Raw genomic sequence first — 21,573 nt, 5'->3', positions numbered from 1 at the left:
TAATCGAATATAGAGTACTTCTATAGAAAAAAAGTAATTTTTAAATTTTAAATACCTAGATTTGAATTCTAAATTTACTGAGATTATCTTATACATCTATGAAGACAGTTATGTTATTGGGTGGCACCAAAGGTGTTGGAAATGAAATTCTTAAATCCTGCCTAATTAAAGGCTATAATGTTGCATTCTGTGGTAGAGATGAAAAATTAGGCAACCAAATAGTAGAGGCTTCAGAATTTAAAGACCATTTATACTTCCATAAAATTGATCTTAATTCTATCAATGGAATTGAAGATTATTATAATCAAACAATCAAAAAGTTTAACAAAATTGATGCGTTGATTGTTTATGCAGGTATAACACCTGTGGCCTCCATAATCGATACCGATGAAGAAGTATATGACAAGATTTTTAATGTAAATCTTAAGGCACCCTATTTCTTGCTCAAACATGTTCTAAAATCCATGATGAACAATAAATCTGGTTCTATCGTATTTTTTGGATCTGCACATATGGATTATGGCCAAGAAGACAGAGCACCTTATGCCCTAACTAAAAGTACTTTATATACATTATCAAACCATATAGCCCATCACTATGCAAAATATGGTATTAGATCAAACTATTTAGTAATGGGATGGACAAATACCGAAGGTGAAATTCAACTAAGAGCAGAAGAAGGAGTAAGTGAAAATGAACTTAAAAATAAGGCAAAAGACATAATTCCTATGGGTAGAATGCTGAGCCCATTTGACCCAGTTCCGGCAGTTATGTATTTCATATCTGACAATTCTGCTATGACCACAGGTTCATTAATGAGAATAACTGGAGGAGAATATATCTAATTAAGAGTATGGCTTCAACCATAATATATCATTCACAAGAGGCAGAACTGTTTGAAGGACCAATATTTGATCCTCAAAACAAGCTTTTATATTTTGTCTCTATACTAGATGGATTAGTCTTTTGCTACTCGCCTATTTCAAAAGAGATATTGAGTATAAAATTAGATTCACCTGTAAGTAATGTATATCTTTCTAATGAAAAGAAAATTGTTATTGTAGCCTCAAAAAATGGTTTTTTTGAAGTTAACTTCAACAACCTTAAAAGTACCTTTAAATTTCAGATTGATATTGATGATAATGTGAGATATAATGATGGTATACAAGATTCCATGGGACGATATATTATAGGTACCATGGGGTATCCGGAAGTAGAAAATAATATCGGGAAGGTATACTCATATTATAAAAATAAATACAAAGTTCTCATAGAGAATACTACCATTTCAAATGGTTTAGCTTTTTCAACAGATAAAAAATTTATGTACTTTATCGATACACCAACTAAAAGAATTGCAAAATATGCCTATGACATTAAAACTGGCGATGCTACCTTTATTTCTGATGTTGTTGAATTCACCGAAGAGGGAAGTCCAGATGGGATGACGATAGATAAAAATGGAATGTTATGGGTTGCTGAATGGGGTGGTTCTTGTATTACACAATGGGATCCAAATTCAGGAAGAAAAATTAACGAAATTAAACTACCGCATACCAATGTAACATCATGCTGCTTTGATGATAATAGAAACCTTTATGTCACAACGGCAAATAATGGTCTAGAACCGAATAATTGTGGTAGTGCATTATACTATATTGAATTAAACAAATCCTAACCAATGAAACCTACTAAAATAAGTGTAATAGTTCCTGTTTATGGAATAGAAAAGTATCTACCAAAATGTATTGAAAGTATTCTCGATCAATCTTTCGAAGAGTTCGAATTAATATTAGTAGATGACGGTAGTCCTGATAAATGCCCAAAAATTTGTGACCAATATGCCAAGTTGGATCCAAGAGTAAAGGTTATTCATAAGAAAAATGGAGGACTTTTATCAGCACGTAAAGCAGGTCTTGAAGTAGCTAAGGGAGTATATATCGCAAATGTTGATGGTGATGATTGGGTGGATAAATATTACTTGGACACTTTATACAAACTTGCAATTACAAATAATGCAGATTTAACTGTAACTGGGCATTTCAGAGAATTTAACGGAAAAATTGAAACCATTAAACCATCCAATCCTGGCATTTACACGGAAGACCAAATAAAGTCATCAATAATTCCAAAAGCAATTTTCAATGGTGAGTTTTGTGAACATGGTATGACAACTTATGTTTGGAATAAATTGTTTAAAAAGGAATTACTCACTCAAGTTCTATTTGATGTCCATAATGACATTTTAATGGGTGAAGATGCAGCCATAACCTATTCTTATTTGGCTATATCTAAAAGTTTAGTAATTAGTAAAATACCACTTTATTACTATCGACAAAGACATGATTCAATTGTTAAGTCTATTGAAGATCCAAATATGGAATATTATAGATTGGGATTATTAATGAATCATTTAAAAATAAAATTGTCGGATGTGCTAGATGAAAATTTATTGGCTACCCAATTAAATTACTATCTCTATTCTCAATTGTTGGTGAGATCTGGTGGATTGATTCAAATAAATGATACACCAGAATTTTTTAACCCTTTTACTGATGTTTCAAAAGGCTCAAAGATTGTTGTTTACAGCTCCGGTTCATTTGGCCAACATATATTATCTACCAATCTTAAAACCAACTATTTTGAAATTGTTAATTGGGTAGATGTGGATTTCCATGACTTAAAAATTGGAAATGCCTCTGTACAACCTATTAGTTCAGTGGATGAAGATGATTTTGATTACTTAATTATTGCTACTATTAATCCTTCTACTCATCGATTAATTAAAAGTGAATTGTTGCTTATGGGAATTCATGATGATCATATCGCACATTTTAAAACGGAAGAAGCAGAAATAAAACAACTTATTAATGATATTGGATTTGATAAAAATTTTCTATTTCAACAAAATATTGAACAATTAAAATTATAGCTGAAAAATTATGTCTAAAAAAATAATAATCCTTGGTGGAAATCCAGAAACAGGTGTGTTAGTAGAGGTTGCCAATAATATGGGACTTCACACTATCGTTATAGATCCTAACCCAAATGCGCCAGCTAAGAAATTTGCAAAAGAGACCTATGATATTGACGGTTTTGATATTGACGGAATAGTCAAAGTTGCAGAAGATAATAATGTTGATGGAGTGCTAGTTGGTGTAGCAGATATTTTGGTTAAACCGTATAAAGAAATCTGTGATAGACTAAATCTTCCATGCTATGCTACTGATGGCACAATAGAAGCATTTTGCAGTAAAAGTGGCTATAAACGATATTGTGCAGAACATGGTGTACAAGATATACCAGGTATTTATCTTCATAAAGACGAGGAAATAAGAAAACCCGAGAATGTGCAGTTACCGTTAATGGTAAAACCTGTTGACAGTGGTGGCGGTGTTGGTATGAAAATCTGTAGAAATGAAGAAGATTACAGACAGACTGTAATTAACGCCTTAAAATTCTCTAAAAAAGGAATTGTTATGGTAGAAAAGTATATGGATTCTAATTGTGATGATATGGCTGTATATTATACTTTTAAAGATGGCGTACCTTATCTATCAGCAACATACGATAGAATATTAACTAGAATCCAAGGCGATTCTAGTCCAATAGCATTATCAACCGTTTATCCTTCAACATATACAAAATCTTTTGTTGAAGAAGTCCATCCAAAGCTAAGTGAACTATTCAAAGCTACAGAAGTTCAAAACGGTGTTTTAAATGTTCAATTCTTCGTTGAAAATGGAGTATTCTACAGTTATGATCCTGGGTTCCGTTTGCAGGGTGAAGCACCACATATCCATTTAGCGCATATTAATGGGTTTGACCATAGAAAAATGCTACTGAACTTTGCATTAACTGGAAAATTTGGCGAAGACAACTTTGCTGAACTGAACGATTATATGTTCCAAGGTAAAAGCGCATGTTCTATTTGGATACTTTTAAAAGACGGAAAAATCGAATCAATAAAAGGATTAAATGAAATTAAGAATCATAAGAACGTCAATTTTGTAGTAGAACGTTTTAAGGAAGGTGATACCGTGATGCCTGAATGGGTTGGTACAGAGAGACAGATATTGTACAGAATATATACAGCTTGTAATTCCATAGAAGAGACTAATCAAACCATTCTTGACATAAAAGAAATTTTAGATGTTAAGGGTGAAAATGGAGAAGATATGATAATTGAATGGACTCCATTATGGAATCCCGAAGATTACAACAATTAGTAAATTAAATGAAACTCAATAATAACCAATCAAAAAATATTTGTTATATATACCCTTAATATGAGGTGTTTAAATGAATAGATTCTTAATAAAATGAAAAAAAACATATTAGAAACTTTTAGTCTAGAAGGCAAAAAAGCCATTGTCGTGGGTGGCGCTGGGGATCTTGGTATAGCAATGGTAGAAGCCCTATCTGAAGCTGGAGCCCAAACAGTAATTATTGACTATGATAAAAGGGCATTTAAATTTAGTAAAGAATTTAAACAAAACGGACTTGATGTAGAAGCTATTCAAGCCGATGTGAGTATTAAATCTCAAATAGATGACTCCTATGCCAAAGCATTAGAAATTTTAGGCGGTAGAGTTGATATATTGATTAATTCCGCTGGAATTCAAAGGAGATATTCTAGTGAAAATTTTCCAGATGACGAATGGTCCAAAGTAATTGCCATAAATCTAGATGCAACTTTTCATTATTGCAAACTTGCCGGTAATACTATGCTCAAACAAGGTGGTGGTAAAATCATAAATATTGCTTCTTTAATGAGCTTCCTAGGGGGTATCACTATTCCTGCATATGCAGCTTCTAAAGGTGGTGTAGGTCAATTAACCAAGGCCTTATCAAACGATTGGGCTTCAAGAGGTATTTGTGTAAATGGAATTGCGCCTGGATATATGGATACACAGCTAAATACTGCATTGATTAATGACAAGAAAAGAACGGAAGAGGTGTTTATGAGAGTACCAATGAAAAGATGGGGAACTGGAGATGATCTTAAGGGTCTTGCTGTATTTTTATCTTCATCAGCAAGTGACTATATTACTGGCACCATAATACCAGTAGATGGAGGCTATCTGGGAAGATAACCTAATTTTATAAGTCATTAACGACAACATTCTTAAGCTCAATTTTAGATAATAAATTGAGCTTATTTTTTTCAAAAAACTTACCCAAATCAATTAGTGACAATAAACTCTCTGAAGACTTGTAATTGTTATAGTCTATAAATCTAATTCCTCCTACATATCGTTCATTATAAGCCTCTCTAAAACGCATGCCAACACCATCATCCTCATTGTATGAATACGCGAGGTATTGTACTTTAAAATTCTCTTTATCAATCCAATAGATAAAAACATCTTCAAAATCCTCTCCTCCACCTTCTTTGTTAAACGTAACCTTAATTTTGTAATAGGCTTTGTTTTTTATTTCCTCTTCTCCTAACAAGGTTTTATTAACAGCACCATCATTTAATCCATAAGGTAAAACAGAAAAATAATGTACAGAGTTAACCGATGCTTTATATTTTGTGACCATAGAATCAGCAACCTCAATAAACTCTTCGCCCACTAAACGTTTAAATTCATTATTAGTTAAGAAGTCCGTTATACTATCTGTTACATTTAAAAAACTTCTAGCCAACAAAAAATTTCCTTTTTTTCGCTGTGCAAAATAGGATATACCCCGAAAATCAAAACTGATTTCCGACCTGTTAAATCGCTCACCACCAGACACTTCAATGGATTTATCAATTATCTCATTAGCAGTTAAAATTGGCTGTTTTTGCTCTTGCTTACAACCAATAGTTAACAGAATTAATAAAAGTATATATAAATGTTTCATTCCAGAGGTTTATTCTCAAGTCGTAAAACTAACAATTAGCTTACTAAGATGAGTTTATAGTAATAAACTTTTAACTTTTCACTTTAACAACTACCTTTGCAATCCATGCAAAATAAGGTGAACATACTTAATAAAAAGGCTAAATTTCAATACGAGATAGTAGATAAATATACTGCTGGTATTGTACTAACTGGCACTGAGATTAAATCTATCAGAGCAAGTAAAGCCTCTATTGCTGAAAGCTTCTGTGAATTTAATGACAGGGGAGAACTTTTTGTTATAAACATGACTATTGAAGAATATGCTTTTGGCAATTACTATAACCATAGGCCAAAAGCTGAACGAAAACTTCTACTTAACAAACGAGAACTAAAAAAACTTGAAAAGGAAGTCAATATAAAAGGTATGGCCATTATTCCGCTTCGGTTGTTCATAAATGAAAAAGGCTTGGCAAAACTAGACATAGCACTGGCTAAGGGTAAAAAGCTTTATGATAAGCGAGAAACAATCAAGGATCGGGACAACAAAAGGAACTTAGATCGCATTAAGAAAAGTTTTCGATAACCTTAAGAATGCTATAACCTATACGCATTTAAAATTAATCTAAGTTTGAAACAAAATAGGCTGTTATTCGTTTAAATTCAAAGCCCATTCAATTAGCCATTATCAATCAAAATCAATGAAGAAAGCACTACTCTGTCTAGTTTTTACTCTATTAAGTTATACAATTACTGCACAAATAAATGGTACTATTACAAATACCGAAAATGAGCCATTACCATTTGTAAATGTTATTATTGAAAACACCTACAAAGGGACAACTACCAACGATGATGGTTATTACGAGCTTAACATTACAGAAGCTAAAGCCTATACACTTGTATTTACTTATTTAGGTTTTAAAACCGTTAAAAAGAAAGTAACAATAAGCAAGTTTCCTTATAAGATTGATGTTACCTTGGAAGAGGGTTCTCTTTCACTTGGAGAAGTAATTGTTAATGCAGAAGAAAATCCTGCAAACGCTATAATGCGCAATGCTATAGCAAAACGAAAGGAGAATCTAGAAAAAATCAATTCTTACAAAGCCGACTTTTATTCGCGCGGACTTATTAGAATTAAAGATGCACCTGAGAAAATATTGGGTCAAGAAGTAGGTGATCTAGGAGGTGGTTTAGATTCTACCAGAAGCGGTATTATCTATCTTTCTGAGACTATTTCAAAAATTCAATTCTTAAGACCTGATAAATTAAAGGAAAAAATAACCGCATCAAAAGTTAGTGGTGATGATAGCGGATTTAGTTTTAACAATGCCATTGATGTAGATTATAACTTTTATAATAACACAGTGGAATTTGGTAATGAAATAATCTCACCTATTGCTAATAATGCCTTTGGGTATTATAGGTATAAATTAGAAGGTGTGTTTTATGATGACAGAGGTAATCTAATAAATAAAATCAATGTCATTCCTAAACGCAAGAACGATCCTATTTTCTCAGGATCAATTTACATTGTCGAAGACCAATGGACCATTTATGCTATAGAGCTTGATATTACAGGTGTGCAAGCCAGAATACCTGCGGTAGATATAATTTCCCTTAAACAGAGTTTTTCATATTCTGAAAAAGAAGACATTTGGGCAATAATATCGCAAAGTATAGACTTTAAATACAAGTTTCTTGGTATTAAAGGAGATGGCAGATTTACGGCGGTTTATAGTAATTACAAATTTAATGGTGTTTTAACATCAAAGGACTTTGGACCAGAATTGGTAGCTTTTGAAGATAAAGCTAATAAGAAAGATTCTTTATTTTGGAAACAAATCCGACCAGTACCTCTTACTACAGAAGAAAGTACTGATTATATTAAGAAAGATAGCATACAAAACGTTAGAGAATCAAGACCATATTTAGATTCTTTAGATAGAGAGAATAATAGATTTAAACTAAATAATGTTCTTGGCTACACTTATCAAAACTCTTTTAAAGATTATAGTTTTGGCTTTGATATACCTTTAGGTGGTTTTCAATTCAATACTGTTCAAGGTTATGCAGCTAATGCCAATATATTTTATACAAAAAATTACGATGACTTTAAGCAATATTTCAGGGCAAATGTTGGTTTTCAATATGGGTTTTCAGAAAGAAAATTAAGAGGAACTGGTGCTTTGTCCTTTAAGTTTAATGACACTTCAAGAGCTTTTTTAACTTTAACTGCTGGTGTGCAGGTGGCACAATATAATGCATCTAATCCCATACGACCATTCTGGAATTCAGTAGCAACTCTATTTTTTGAAGAAAATTATATGAAACTGTACGAACGCGGTTTTGTACAATTAAATTACTCAGAAGAATTATTTAATGGTTTTCGTTTCTATTCTAGTCTCTCTTATGAAAATAGAAGTCCTCTGTTTAATACGACTGATCAGACCTTTTATCCACAAGATGATAAAGAATATTTAAGCAACAATCCGTTAGATCCCATCAATTCTTCTGCACCATTTGAAGTTCACAATATTATAAAATTAAATGTATCTGGAAGATTTAACTTTGGTCAAAAATATTTGAGTTATCCTGATAGCAAATTCAATGTTTCAACGGACAAATACCCAACCCTAGTTTTAAGTTATGAAAAAGGACTGGGTTCAACTAATGAAGACTATAATTTTGATCAAATTAAAACTAGGCTTTACCAATCTTTCAATATAGCAGATAAAGGAAGGTTTAGTTATAATATGAGAATAGGGAAATTCTTTAATGCTGATGATATAGCTTTTATGGATTATCAGCATTTTAATGGCAATCAAATAAATGTTAGTAGTCGTGGTAATTATACCGATGTCTTCAATAACCTAGGTTATTACGACTTAAGCACTAACGATAGTTATTTTGAAATGCATACAGAACATGACTTCAATGGTTTTATACTTGGTAAATTACCATTAATCAATAAACTAAATTTCAACCTTATAATTGGTGCTCATAACTTGGCTACACCAAACAATATACCCTACCAAGAGTTTACTATTGGTGTGGATAATATTGGTTGGGGTAAATGGCGTTTCTTGAGGGTAGACTATGTACGTTCTTATCAAAGTGGTTTTCAAAGCGATGCCATTTTATTTGGGTTAAAATTCTTTTAAATTTACAATATGAAATATTTCATTTTACTTATCTCATTTATTTCCTTAGGATTAAATGCTCAAGACACAGAAGAAATAGACTACTCAAAACAAGTAGCTACATTAGACAGTACTATTGAAACCCTATATGCAGTTATTTCAGGTGATGCTGGTGTAGAACGCGATTGGGATTTATTTAAGCATTTATTTAATGAAAACGCAAAACTAATTCCATCTGGCAAAAACAAGGAAGGAGAGCATATAGTTAGATATATGACACCAGACGATTATATTAAAACCTCCGGAAAGTGGTTATTTGATAACGGTTTTCATGAGATTGAAATTAATAGAGAGACACAGACTTTTGGAAATATTACTCAGGTATTCAGCACCTACGAATCATTTAGGAAAAAAGAGGATAATGAACCGTTTATGCGAGGTATTAATAGTATTCAGTTGATGAATGATGGTGAACGTTGGTGGATAATCAATATCTACTGGATGCAAGAATCTGAAGACAATCCAATACCGGAACAATATTTATCTAAGCAATAATCCTATTTAATTCAATCTTAAATATCTGTTATAATTTATGTAGTCATAACAGAGCATGCTATATTTAACCAAACTAAAAACTCCATCAAATGAAGCTATCCTTAAAGACAAAATCAATTCTATCAGTTGCATTAATCTTTTCTATTTTAAGCTGTGCACAAAAAAGCAACACAAATGCAAAACCAATATTTGAAGATGGTGAGGCTCAAATTGTAGAAGCATTTAACAATCCAGACAATTGGTTGCGACATGATCTTTGGGTAGAAACTGAATTTGATACTGACGGTGATGGAGATCTAGATAGAATGCATGTTTCAGTAACGCGACCAGAACAGACTGAATCTAATGGACTGAAACTTCCCATTATTTATATCACAAGTCCATATTTTGCAGGTGTTGCAGCCGATGCTCCTGGTACCATGTGGAATGTTGAACACGAACTTGGTGAGATTGGTGAAGAACGATTTCATCCAGAAGTAAACCGAAGAGGACAAAGACCAATAATTTCAAATTCACATATTAAAAAATGGGTACCTAGAGGTTATATAGTTGTACACTCAAGTTCTCCCGGTACTGGACTTTCTGATGGAGCACCAACAATAGGTGGTAAAAATGAGTCACTTGCACCTAAAACTGTTATAGATTGGCTATGTGGAAGAGCAAAAGGATATACTGAAAGAGACGGCGATGAAGAAGTTAAGGCGTATTGGTCTACAGGTAAAGTAGGTATGACAGGTACATCATATAATGGTACGCTGCCTTTAGCAGCGGCAACTACAGGAGTTGAAGGATTAGAGGTTATTATTCCTATTGCGCCAAATACATCATACTATCACTATTACCGCTCAAACGGACTTGTTCGTTCTCCTGGTGGATATTTGGGTGAAGATATTGATGTCCTTTACGATTTTGTGCATAGTGGTGATGAAGAGCGTAGACCCTACAATAATAAAACGGTAAGGGACACTGAGATGCGAAATGGAATGGACAGAGAAACAGGTGATTTAAATGAATTTTGGGCTAGTAGAGATTATCTCAATCAAATGGATAACATGAAGGCTGCATTATTAATGTCTCATGGTTTTAATGATTGGAATGTTATGCCTGAGCACAGTTATAGAATCTATAATGCTGCAAAAGAAAAGGGATTACCAACTCAGATTTATTACCATCAATTAGGTCATGGTGGCCCACCTCCTATTTCAATGATGAATAAGTGGTTTACAAAATATCTACATGGAATTGATAATGGAATTGACAAAGAAGAAAACAAAGCCTATATAGTACGTGAATATGATGATAGGTTAAAACCTACTGCATACAAAGACTATCCTAATCCGGAAGCTGAATATGTAAAATTAAATTTAAATTCTGGTGGCAACTCTAGTGGCAAACTTGGTTTAGACATTTCTTCAAACCAAGTGGAATCCTTAATAGATGATTACAATTATAGTGGTAAAGATTTAGCAACCACTGAATCTTCTACAAATAGATTGCTATATACAACAGCAACGTTAACAGAAGATATGCATATTTCAGGTGTACCCAAGATTAGTGTCACCCTATCTAGTAATAAATCGGCTGCGAATCTATCGGTATGGCTAGTGTCTTTACCATGGGATAATAGTAATAAAGTAAAAATTACAGATAACATCATTACTAGAGGTTGGGCGGATCCAAAAAATTATAAGTCTATCACTGACGAAGAAGATTTAGTACCTGGGAAATTTTACACTGTAGATTTTGAACTTCAGCCAGATGATCAAATTATTAGAAAAGGACAACAGATAGGGCTTATGATATTTTCAAGTGATTCAGAATTTACATTACATCCAAAACCCGGAACTGAATTATCGGTAAAATTAAATGAGACCTCTTTATCATTACCAATTGTTGGTGGTAAAGATGCTTTCAAAAAGGCGACAAACTAGTTTTTATCTTCTAATAAGGGAACAAATCTGAATTCTCCAAATTCATGTTTCTCAAATTCCTTTTCTCCCTTTCTTATAAAAAGGGTCATTGTTTGCACGCTATCTCCAACAGGGATAACTAGTCTTCCTCCTATTTTTAACTGACTTAACAGCGTCTTTGGTACAAATGGTGCACCTGCCGTAACGATAATACTATCAAATGGTGCTTCGTCAGGTAACCCTTTATAACCATCTCCAAAAATCAATTTTTTGGCTCTATATCCAATTTTTGGTAAAAATTTGGAGGTTTTCTTAAACAGTTCCTGTTGGCGTTCTATACTATACACCTTCGCTCCCAGATCAATCAATACAGCACACTGATAGCCACTACCTGTACCAATTTCCAACACTTTGTCACCAGGTTTAACCTGCATTAACTCTGTTTGAAATGCGACAGTATAAGGTTGCGAAATTGTTTGATCAGCTGCAATAGGAAATGCCTTATCTACATAAGCATGATCTATAAAGCCAGAATCCATAAAAAGATGTCTAGGGATTTTCCCAATAGCCCTTAAAACATGCTCGTCCTTAATGCCTTTCTTTTTAACTGTGTCAACCAATTGCTGACGCATTCCTTTATGCTTAAATGTATCCTTCAAAGTAGAATTAATTTATCCCAAAATTACTGGAAACTACTACAAGTTCAAAGCATGAAGCAAAAGATTATTTTATTGTTGTTATCTCAGCTTTTTAGGTTTTCTTTTTTATATTTTTAATTGAAAACGACTATTTTTGTTAAAAACTAAAAAATATGCTAAAAGCCGGTGTTCTTGGTGCAGGTCATCTTGGTAAAATTCATCTCAGACTTATTAATGAATCTCATAAATATGAGCTTGTTGGTTTTTACGATGCAGACCCTGAAAACGCCAAGCGAGTTACTGCCGAATTTGGATACAAATATTTTGATTCAATTGAATCATTAATTGATGCGGTGGACGTTGTCGATATTGTAACCCCTACGCTATCTCATTATGATTGTGCCAAACAAGCGATAAAAAAAGGGAAGCATATTTTTATTGAGAAACCAATCACAAAAACAGTTGAAGAAGCGGAAACTATAAGAACTTTAGTAGCTGAACATGGTGTGAAAGGTCAAGTTGGCCACGTAGAGCGTTTCAATCCAGCTTTTATTGGTGTAAGAGACCAGATAGTAAACCCAATGTTTATTGAAACACATCGTTTAGCAGAATTTAATCCACGAGGCACAGATGTACCTGTTGTTTTAGACTTAATGATTCACGATATTGATATTATTCTAAGTGTTGTGGATTCACCCGTAAAACATATTTCTGCAAGTGGTGTTTCGGTGGTAAGTGAAACACCGGATATTGCAAATGCACGTATTGAGTTCAAAAATGGTTGTGTAGCTAATCTCACTGCAAGTCGCATTTCATTAAAGAATATGCGTAAATCGCGTTTTTTCCAAAAAGATGCCTATATATCAGTTGATTTTCTAGAAAAGAAATGTGAAGTCGTAAAAATGAAGGATGCTCCTGAAAATCCTGGAGATTTTGATATGATTCTTCAAAATGCCGAAGGAATAAAGAAACAAATCTATTTTGATAATCCTTCTATCGAGAACAACAATGCAATATTAGATGAGCTAGAAACTTTTGCAGATGCTATTAACAACAACACCAAACCCATCGTAACACTGCATGATGGCACGGAAGCATTGCGAGTGGCGACAATGATAATCAATCAGTTCTAAACTAAAATATTTAAAATTAGAAACTAATGAAAAATGTAGCAGTAATTGGTGCAGGCACAATGGGTAATGGAATAGCCCACACGTTTGCACAATCTGGATTTAAAGTGCAATTAATAGATATTAATGAAGATTCCTTAAAAAAAGGTATGGAAACCATTTCTAGAAATTTAGACAGAATGGTAACCAAGGAAAAAATCACGGAAGCCGAAAAAACTGAGACTATAAATAACATCACAACTACTACAGATGTCTCTGCAGGTGTTAAGAATGTTGGGTTAGTTGTTGAGGCAGCAACCGAAAATGTAGATTTAAAGCTTAAAATTTTTAAGCAATTAGATAAAGAATGTCATGATAATACCATCTTAGCAACAAACACATCTTCAATCTCAATAACCCAAATTGCTGCTGTTACAGCTAGACCTGATAAGGTAATTGGAATGCATTTTATGAATCCAGTACCTATAATGAAATTAGTAGAAATCATAAGGGGTTATAATACAAGTGATGAGGTTACCAACATTATAATGAAACTTTCTAAAACATTAGGTAAAGTTCCAACGGAAGTAAATGACTATCCAGGTTTTGTTGCTAACCGTATATTAATGCCAATGATAAACGAATCAATTGAGACATTATACAATGGTGTTGCGGGAGTACAAGAAATTGATACAGTAATGAAGCTCGGAATGGCGCATCCTATGGGTCCTTTGCAGTTAGCTGATTTCATTGGGTTAGATGTGTGTTTATCAATCCTTAACGTTATGTATGATGGTTTTAAAAACCCAAAATATGCGCCTTGCCCTTTATTGGTGAATATGGTGAGAGCTGGTAAATTAGGTGTAAAATCTGGAGAAGGATTTTATAACTATTCCGAAAGCAGAAAGGCAGAAAAAGTTGCTAATCAATTTGTATAATACCAGCAATTAAAAATCAAACATGGCAAAAGTAGTTCCTTTTAAAGCTGTTAAACCAACACGTGCAATTGTTGGACTTGTGGCTTCGCGACCTTATCAAAGCTATACAATTGACGAGCGCGATTCTCGAATGGATTATAATCCATACAGTTTTCTGCATATTGTTAATCCAGGTTATAAATACGACCAAGTTATTACAGGTACTGAACGTTATAAACTTGTTAGAAACAGATACTTAGAATTTAAAGAAGACGGAATTTTTAATACAGATGAAAAGCCAGTGTATTATGCTTATAAAATTGTTAATAGACATGAGCAAGAATTCAATGGGATAATTGCGGCTACAAGTGCAGAAGACTATGAAAAGGATATTATAAAAAAGCATGAGGATACTATCGCTAATAGAGAAAAAACATTTAAAAATTATTTGCAAACCGTAGGCTTTAATGCAGAACCTGTTTTACTTACCTATCCAGATAATGATGTTATCTCAGAAATAATAAAAGAAGCTCAAAAAAATCATGCCGAATTTGAGTTTACTATGACCTATCGTGACACTCATTATTTATGGAAAATAGATGATGAAGCACAAATTGAAATACTTAAAAAAGAATTTGAACAGATTGATACCATTTATATTGCAGATGGCCATCATAGATCAGCTTCATCCTATTTACTTTACATGGACGAAAAGGAGAATAACCCAAAACATAACGGAGATGAATCCTATAACTTCTTTATGTCTTATCTCATACCAGAATCTGAATTGGTAATTCAAGAATTTAATAGATTAGTTAAAGATTTAAATGGTCTCTCCAAAGAAGAATTTCTAATAAAGCTTGATGCTATGTATAGGATTGAAAATCGAGGTGCAATACCCTATACTCCATCGAGACCTCATCACTTTAGTATGTATTTAGATGGTGAATTTTATTCACTATATCTGCGAAAAGCAAATTTTGAATTTAAAACAGCTTTAGACCAACTTGATGCTCAACTTTTATATAAGACTATTTTACAACCTATCTTAGGTATTGATGATCTTAGAAATGACAATAGAATTGAATATGAACATGGTAGGCATGAGATGATAACTATAAAGTCTAGTGTAGATAATGGCCAATTTAGAGTTGGTTTCGGAATGTGTCCTGCAACAATAAAACAAATGAAACAAATAGCAGATGAAGGCTTAACCATGCCTCCAAAAAGTACTTATATTTTACCAAAACTTAGAAGCGGAATTACGATTTATGAGTATTAATCACAACCTACAACGTATTAAATCAACTCTTCCAGATAAAGTTACTTTGGTAGCAGTTTCAAAGACTAAACCTACAAGTGATTTAATGGCTGCCTATGATTCTGGCCAAAGAATTTTTGGAGAGAACAAAATCCAAGAAATGGTTGACAAACATGATGTTATGCCAAAGGACATTAAATGGCATATGATAGGTCATGTACAAAGAAACAAGGTCAAATATATGGCCGGATTTGTGGATTTAATTCATGGTGTTGACAGCCTAAGACTACTGAAAGAAATAAACAAGCAAGCCGAAAAACACAACAGAGTAATCGACTGTTTACTTCAAATAAAAATCGCCAAGGAAGACAGTAAATTTGGTATGGATGCTGAACTGGCTGAAGAACTTTTAAAATCAAAAGCCATTGAAGAGCTAAAAAACATAAAACTATCAGGCTTGATGGGAATGGCCACTTTTACAGATAATATGGACCAAATTGAAGGCGAATTTAAATTCCTTAAATCTGTTTTTGATAAAGTTTCTACTTTAAAAGGAACCAATTTAGATCTACAAATTTTATCAATGGGTATGAGTGGCGACTACCCACTTGCAATAGAATGCGGTAGTACAATGGTTAGAGTTGGAAGTAGTATATTTGGTGCAAGAAATTACAATTAAAAATTAATCAACTCAATTTAATTTTTTCATATTTACGCAATCTTAGACATAGAAACTACTGGTGGCAAATACAATGAGGAAGGTATTACCGAAATCGCTGTTTATAAATTTGATGGCCATGAAGTTGTAGACCAATTTATTTCACTCGTAAATCCCGAACGAGAAATACAGCCATTTGTTGTTAATCTCACTGGCATTAATTCTAAAATGCTTAGAAATGCACCTAAGTTTTATGAAGTCGCCAAACGCATTGTCGAAATAACAGAAGATTGTGTCTTAGTAGCTCACAATTCAGATTTTGATTATCGCATCCTAAAAACAGAATTTAATCGATTAGGTTTTAAATATAAGCGCAAATCACTTTGTACGGTAGAGCTTTCAAAACAATTAATCCCAGATATGGAGTCTTATAGCCTCGGTAAATTAGCTAGAGCATTAGGGATACCAATGAGTGATAGACATAGGGCAAGTGGTGATGCACAGGCAACCTTAAAACTATTCAAAATGATCCTTAATAAGGATTCAAGTAAAAAAATAATAAAGGAAACAATCAAGGTTGAGCAAAAATCTAAATTGGCATCAAATCTAAGACAGATCATTGAAGATCTACCTACCGAAACGGGTGTTTACTATATACATAATGCCGAAGGCAATATAATTTACATAGGTAAAAGCAATAATATTAAAAAGCGTATAACGCAGCATTTTACAAATAAGAATTCCAAATCCAAGAAGATTCAGGTACAAGTATCTTCGGTATCATATGAACGTACCGGTAGTGAATTGGTAGCGCTTTTGAAGGAAAGTGAAGAAATTAAGACAAATAAACCAATTCTCAATAGAGCATTAAAAAGGAATAAATTTTCACAAGGGCTGTATAGTTTTAAAGATGATAATGGTTATATAAACTTAAGGATAAGCCAATTAAGACAGAATGAAAAGCCAATAACCACTTTTACTAACAGACAGAGTGGTATCTCATTTTTGAACAGAATGATAGAAAAATTTGAATTATGCGAAAAGCTCCTCGGTTTGGAAAAATCTCAAACAAGTTGCTTTAGATATGAAATAAAAGAATGCTATGGAGCCTGTATTAATGAAGAAGATGTTGAGGCGTATAATAAACGTGCAAACAGCGTAATTGAGATGAACAGTTATGATAACAAAGACATGTTACTTATTGATCGTGGTAGATATATAGATGAAAAAAGTGTAATATTAATAGAAGATGGCATCTTTAGAGGAATTGGTTTTTTTGATTTGAATCATCAAATTAATAATCGGGAAATTTTATCCTCATTGATTACACCAATGCAAAATAATCGAGATACCCAGAATATTATTCAGAGTTATATGCGTAGAAATAAAAGACTAAAAATTATAGAACTACTTAAATAATTTGGTTTTCGTAGATTTGATGAATGGAATCAACTAAAAAACATACTTGGCGAAGTAAACTTCATGAAATTATTTACGAAGCAGATACGCCTAGTGGTAAATTATTTGATGTCATTCTTTTGATTGCAATTTTGGCAAGTATTGTACTTGTAATGCTAGAAAGTGTTAAAAGTTTTGATCTTAAATATCACGGTTTTCTAGATATTTCTGAATGGATTATAACCATTCTATTTACCATAGAATACATAGCACGAATAGCTGTTGTAAAAAAGCCATTAAAGTACATCACTAGTTTTTATGGTATAATTGATCTTTTATCTACTATACCTAAATACATTTCTTTGTTTTTAGCTGGTACACATGCACTGGTAGCGTTAAGAGCACTGCGCCTACTGCGCGTTTTTAGAATATTAAAGCTTGCTAGGTATCTTGGTGCATCCAATCAACTAGCCAATGCCATTAAAGCTAGTAGAGCAAAAATTGCAGTATTCTTATTCGCCGTACTAATAGCGTCAATAATATTTGGTACTATTATGTACTTGGTTGAGGGTGAAGAAAATGGATTTACAAATATCCCTAAAAGTGTTTATTGGTGTATTGTAACTTTAACTACAGTTGGTTTCGGAGATATTGCGCCTCAAACTCCATTGGGTCAATTTATTGCAACTTTTATTATGATATTAGGTTATGGTATAATTGCCGTGCCCACAGGTATAGTATCTGCAGAATACACAAAAGCTTCAGGAAGTGATGTAAAAAAATTATCTGATGAAGAAATTAAAAGCCTAGATTCAGTTCATTTAAATACACAATGTTGTGTTAATTGTTTGGCAGAACAACACCAAGATGGTTCCAAATATTGCTATAAATGTGGCTGTGAATTAAACCATGAGTAAACATATTTTAATATCTGTTGTAGGCCCAACTGCTATTGGTAAAACTTCATTAAGCATACAACTTGCTCAACATTTTAATACTGAAATAGTCTCGGCAGATTCACGACAGTTCTATAAAGAAATGAATATTGGTACCGCTGTTCCGTCAAAAGAGGAACTAAATTCTGCGCCACATCATTTTATTCAACATAAATCCATTAGGGATAAATATTCTGTTGGTGATTTTGAAAGGGATGCCATAAAAACGATTGAAAGTATTCACAATAACAATAGAACTGTAATTTTGGTGGGAGGTTCTGGTTTATATGTTGATGCAGTAATAAATGGACTAGATGAATTTCCAAAAGTTGATTCTTCAATAAGAGAAACTTTGAATTTACGATTGAAAGATGAAGGATTGGATTCCTTACAAAATCAACTAAAAGAAATAGATAAAAAGGCTTACAACCTCTTGACAATTAATAATCCACACCGCGTTATAAGAGCTCTGGAAATTTGTATTGGAACTGGTAAGCCATATAGTTCCTTTTTAACTCATAAAAATAAATCGCGCTCCTTTAATACAATAATGATTGGGTTAATGGCTGATCGTGATGTCATTTATGATAGAATCAACAAACGTGTTGATTTAATGATAGATACCGGTTTAATTAATGAAGCAAAGGCATTATATCAATTTAGAAATTTAAATGCTTTAAATACAGTTGGTTATAAAGAATTATTTGCGTTTTTTGATGGTGAAATCAGTTTGGATTTTGCCATATCAGAAGTTAAAAAAAATACAAGACGATTCGCAAAACGGCAATTGACTTGGTTTAGAAAAAACAAGAATATCAATTGGTTTGATTATACCATTGATGTCAATAAAATAATTGAATTCTTAGAAAATGAAATAAAAAAAACCAGCTGAAAAGCTGGTTTTTAATTATCTAATCGTTGTTGTTTATTACGAGTCTAAATCCTTCTCCGTGTATGTTCAAAATCTCTACTTTAGGATCAGGCTTTAAATACTTACGCAACTTAGCAATATAAACGTCCATACTTCGAGATGTAAAATAGTTGTCGTCTCTCCATATTTTAGTTAAAGCAAGTTCTCTTGGCATTAAATCATTTTCATGTAATGCCAACAAACGCAATAATTCATTTTCTTTGGGCGATAGTTTTGATGGTTCTCCACCATCAAATTTTAAGAAACGTAATTTAGAATTCAGATCAAAACGTCCAATCTTAAATTCAAATTGTTTACTATCTGCAACTGTATCAGTAGCCTTACGTTGCATAATAGCTTTTATTTTCATTAATAGTACTTCACTATCAAATGGTTTGTTTAGGTAATCATCAGCACCTACTTTATACCCTTTAAGTACATCTTCCTTCATTGCCTTAGCAGTTAAGAAAATAATTGGCACATCTGTGTTTTTCTCTCTAATTTCCTTAGCAAGAGTAAAACCGTCTTTATATGGCATCATTACGTCTAGAATACATAGATCGTAATCGTCCTTTTTGAACTTCTCAAAACCTTCCATTCCATTTTTAGCATGGACAACGTCGTAATCGTTCATCATTAAATAATCTTTTAAAACAGTTCCAAAATTTGGATCGTCTTCTACCAATAGAATTTTCTTGTTTTGTTCTTCCATGATTCTCTTTTATGATATTAATGGTAGCCTTATTATAAAGGTACTACCCTTTCCTTTTTCACTTTCAACTGATATATGACCTTGATGGTCTTCTACTATTTTTTTAACATAGGCTAAACCTAAGCCATGTCCTTTTACATTATGTACATTTCCTGTATGTTCTCTATAAAATTTTTCGAACACACGCTTGGCAACTTGCTTTGACATTCCGTTACCTTGATCTGCAATTTTGAGTATAATATTATTTCCAATATTTTCAGTATGCACATCAATTTTTGGTGCATCATCTGAATACTTTATCGCATTGTCTAATATATTAACGATTACATTTGTAAAATGTGTTTCATTCGCCAATATTGATGATTTAACAGCTTTAAAATGAGTCTTCACATATCCTTTTCTATCTTCTACAATTAACTGAACGTGCGTAATGGCATCATCAACTAAATCATGTAGTTTCAATCGATCCTTACTTATATTTAACTCATTCTTATCAAGTTTAGAGATACGCAATACATTTTCAACTTGTGCATGCATACGTTTGTTTTCATCCCTAATCATCTTAAGATAACGTTTTACTTTATCTTCATCACTAATAATCTTAGGATTTTTTATAGAGTCTAACGCTAAATTAATCGTAGCTATAGGTGTTTTAAACTCATGTGTCATATTATTTATAAAATCCGTCTTAATCTGTGATATTTGTCTTTGTCTAATTAATTGATAAATAGCACTAGAATAAGCGAGTATTATCACACTTGTAAAAATCACCGATAAGACTATCATCCACATTATTGATGATAATAAATACTTTCGTCTATCAGGAAAATCTACCCAAAGTTTATAGCTGCTTTCGTTATTATTGTCTAAAAAAATATAAACGCCATAGGCATTTTCCTTTTCAAAATTTTCAGTTTGAACCTTAGTAGCAAGGTCATCATCATAAATTGCAAACTCAAAATTTAGATTAACACCTTCATCTTTTAACTCTCTATTTAAAAGTGTTTCAACCTGTAAAGCAGATACACGTTTATAAATAGGAATATCCTTGAGCATATCCTTAAACGTATCTTCATACATTTGCCTGTCTAAGGCTGGCATAGAAGAATATTGTATAAGGCGCTCACTAGGTGCTATGGCATTTTTACCATCAATCTGAGAGTTATTATAAACTTCTGTTACACGCTCATTTGAACGTTTGCTTATAGCAAAACTGTCAGCATCAATTTCAAAGAACAATGAAGGCACTTTAAACCGCTCCTCTAAAACCGTATTACGGTGAACAATGGTTTTATCATTTATATCGTCTTCAGTAGTTATAAATAATCGTTTTATAACTGTTGAATCTGGTCTTTCATTTTTGCTAAGGAAAGGTTGAAGTTTTATAAGTGAGTTTCTAAGTTCCATTTCTTCAATGTCTCTAGAAACAAAACTTAAGGCCCGTTTTACACTAAGTGTAAAATTTTTCTCCTCATTCCTTAAACTATTATTTATAAAAAATGATTGCACAAAAATGATACCAATGAGAGATAGGCTCATTAACACCACTAAAAAGACGAATAGCTTCTTACTCATCAGTCAAATTTAACATTTTAA

20 protein-coding genes are annotated in these 21,573 nt (G+C 32.7%); 16 read left to right on the top strand and 4 right to left on the bottom strand.

What is annotated here, in order from left to right:
* Positions 1 to 98 precede the first annotated feature (98 nt).
* From ACFWV9_RS08875 to ACFWV9_RS08855, 5 genes are all read left to right on the top strand, one after another.
* Positions 99 to 845 carry an SDR family NAD(P)-dependent oxidoreductase gene (locus ACFWV9_RS08875; RefSeq protein WP_411894853.1) on the top strand — a complete coding sequence of 249 codons (747 nt, stop codon included), beginning with the start codon at positions 99 to 101 and terminating at the stop codon, positions 843 to 845.
* Positions 846 to 853: 8 nt separating this feature from the next.
* Positions 854 to 1,678: an SMP-30/gluconolactonase/LRE family protein gene (locus tag ACFWV9_RS08870; protein WP_411894852.1), complete on the top strand. Its 825-nt coding sequence runs from the start codon at positions 854 to 856 to the stop codon at positions 1,676 to 1,678.
* A 3-nt stretch (positions 1,679 to 1,681) separates the two neighbouring features.
* The gene (locus tag ACFWV9_RS08865) at positions 1,682 to 2,932 is read left to right on the top strand and encodes a glycosyltransferase family 2 protein (RefSeq protein WP_411894851.1); all 1,251 of its coding nucleotides are present in this window, start codon (positions 1,682 to 1,684) and stop codon (positions 2,930 to 2,932) included.
* Between the two features lie 10 nt (positions 2,933 to 2,942).
* Entirely contained in the window at positions 2,943 to 4,229 is a 1,287-nt protein-coding gene (locus ACFWV9_RS08860; protein WP_411894850.1) for a carbamoyl-phosphate-synthetase, read from the top strand.
* A gap of 93 nt (positions 4,230 to 4,322) precedes the next feature.
* Positions 4,323 to 5,096 carry an SDR family oxidoreductase gene (locus ACFWV9_RS08855; protein ID WP_411894849.1) on the top strand — a complete coding sequence of 258 codons (774 nt, stop codon included), beginning with the start codon at positions 4,323 to 4,325 and terminating at the stop codon, positions 5,094 to 5,096.
* 7 nt (positions 5,097 to 5,103) lie between these two features.
* Here the strand turns inward: ACFWV9_RS08855 and ACFWV9_RS08850 are convergent, their stop codons facing one another.
* Positions 5,104 to 5,853: a DUF6503 family protein gene (locus ACFWV9_RS08850; protein ID WP_411894848.1), complete on the bottom strand. Its 750-nt coding sequence runs from the start codon at positions 5,851 to 5,853 to the stop codon at positions 5,104 to 5,106.
* A 105-nt stretch (positions 5,854 to 5,958) separates the two neighbouring features.
* Between ACFWV9_RS08850 and smpB the strand changes: the two genes are divergently transcribed.
* The 4 genes from smpB (at position 5,959) to ACFWV9_RS08830 (ending at position 11,460) form a co-directional block, all read left to right on the top strand.
* Positions 5,959 to 6,417 (top strand): SsrA-binding protein SmpB, encoded by a 459-nt coding sequence (gene smpB / locus ACFWV9_RS08845; RefSeq protein ID WP_411894847.1) that lies wholly within the window; start codon positions 5,959 to 5,961, stop codon positions 6,415 to 6,417.
* 115 nt (positions 6,418 to 6,532) lie between these two features.
* On the top strand, positions 6,533 to 8,995 hold the full coding sequence (locus ACFWV9_RS08840) for a DUF5686 and carboxypeptidase regulatory-like domain-containing protein (RefSeq protein ID WP_411894846.1): 2,463 nt from the start codon (positions 6,533 to 6,535) through the stop codon (positions 8,993 to 8,995).
* A gap of 9 nt (positions 8,996 to 9,004) precedes the next feature.
* Positions 9,005 to 9,529: a hypothetical protein gene (locus ACFWV9_RS08835; RefSeq protein ID WP_411894845.1), complete on the top strand. Its 525-nt coding sequence runs from the start codon at positions 9,005 to 9,007 to the stop codon at positions 9,527 to 9,529.
* Positions 9,530 to 9,618: 89 nt separating this feature from the next.
* A complete protein-coding gene (locus ACFWV9_RS08830) occupies positions 9,619 to 11,460 on the top strand; it encodes a Xaa-Pro dipeptidyl-peptidase (protein ID WP_411894844.1) in 1,842 nt (613 codons plus the stop codon).
* Here the strand turns inward: ACFWV9_RS08830 and ACFWV9_RS08825 are convergent.
* A complete protein-coding gene (locus ACFWV9_RS08825; RefSeq protein ID WP_411894843.1) occupies positions 11,457 to 12,098 on the bottom strand; it encodes a protein-L-isoaspartate(D-aspartate) O-methyltransferase in 642 nt (213 codons plus the stop codon). The genes ACFWV9_RS08830 and ACFWV9_RS08825 overlap by 4 nt on opposite strands.
* Positions 12,099 to 12,250: 152 nt before the next feature.
* On the opposite strand from ACFWV9_RS08825, the gene ACFWV9_RS08820 reads away from it, so the two are divergent.
* From ACFWV9_RS08820 to miaA, 7 genes are read left to right on the top strand one after another with little or no spacing between them, the layout of a single operon-like run.
* Positions 12,251 to 13,210, top strand: coding sequence for a Gfo/Idh/MocA family protein (locus tag ACFWV9_RS08820; protein ID WP_411894842.1), 960 nt, complete (start codon positions 12,251 to 12,253; stop codon positions 13,208 to 13,210).
* Between the two features lie 26 nt (positions 13,211 to 13,236).
* Positions 13,237 to 14,124, top strand: coding sequence for a 3-hydroxybutyryl-CoA dehydrogenase (locus ACFWV9_RS08815; protein WP_411894841.1), 888 nt, complete (start codon positions 13,237 to 13,239; stop codon positions 14,122 to 14,124).
* A 22-nt stretch (positions 14,125 to 14,146) separates the two neighbouring features.
* A complete protein-coding gene (locus ACFWV9_RS08810) occupies positions 14,147 to 15,385 on the top strand; it encodes a DUF1015 domain-containing protein (RefSeq protein WP_411894840.1) in 1,239 nt (412 codons plus the stop codon).
* Positions 15,375 to 16,043 carry a YggS family pyridoxal phosphate-dependent enzyme gene (locus ACFWV9_RS08805; protein WP_411894839.1) on the top strand — a complete coding sequence of 223 codons (669 nt, stop codon included), beginning with the start codon at positions 15,375 to 15,377 and terminating at the stop codon, positions 16,041 to 16,043. The genes ACFWV9_RS08810 and ACFWV9_RS08805 overlap by 11 nt, the downstream gene beginning before the upstream one ends.
* 30 nt (positions 16,044 to 16,073) lie before the next feature.
* Positions 16,074 to 17,441 (top strand): exonuclease domain-containing protein, encoded by a 1,368-nt coding sequence (locus ACFWV9_RS08800; RefSeq protein ID WP_411895197.1) that lies wholly within the window; start codon positions 16,074 to 16,076, stop codon positions 17,439 to 17,441.
* Between the two features lie 23 nt (positions 17,442 to 17,464).
* Entirely contained in the window at positions 17,465 to 18,337 is an 873-nt protein-coding gene (locus ACFWV9_RS08795) for an ion transporter (RefSeq protein WP_411894838.1), read from the top strand.
* Complete coding sequence (gene miaA, locus ACFWV9_RS08790) at positions 18,330 to 19,247, top strand: tRNA (adenosine(37)-N6)-dimethylallyltransferase MiaA (protein WP_411894837.1); 918 nt, start codon at positions 18,330 to 18,332, stop codon at positions 19,245 to 19,247. Before ACFWV9_RS08795 ends, miaA begins: the two co-directional genes overlap by 8 nt.
* A gap of 19 nt (positions 19,248 to 19,266) precedes the next feature.
* Here miaA and ACFWV9_RS08785 read toward each other — a convergent pair whose 3' ends face one another.
* Both ACFWV9_RS08785 and ACFWV9_RS08780 read right to left on the bottom strand, forming a co-directional pair.
* The gene (locus ACFWV9_RS08785) at positions 19,267 to 19,977 is read right to left on the bottom strand and encodes a response regulator transcription factor (RefSeq protein ID WP_411894836.1); all 711 of its coding nucleotides are present in this window, start codon (positions 19,975 to 19,977) and stop codon (positions 19,267 to 19,269) included.
* A gap of 9 nt (positions 19,978 to 19,986) precedes the next feature.
* Positions 19,987 to 21,552: a sensor histidine kinase gene (locus ACFWV9_RS08780; protein WP_411894835.1), complete on the bottom strand. Its 1,566-nt coding sequence runs from the start codon at positions 21,550 to 21,552 to the stop codon at positions 19,987 to 19,989.
* Between the last annotated feature and the right edge of the window lie 21 nt (positions 21,553 to 21,573).

It is taken from the genome of Winogradskyella sp. A2 (genome assembly GCF_046762865.1).
Classification (GTDB): domain Bacteria; phylum Bacteroidota; class Bacteroidia; order Flavobacteriales; family Flavobacteriaceae; genus Winogradskyella.
This window is presented reverse-complemented; position numbering and strand designations above follow the sequence as displayed.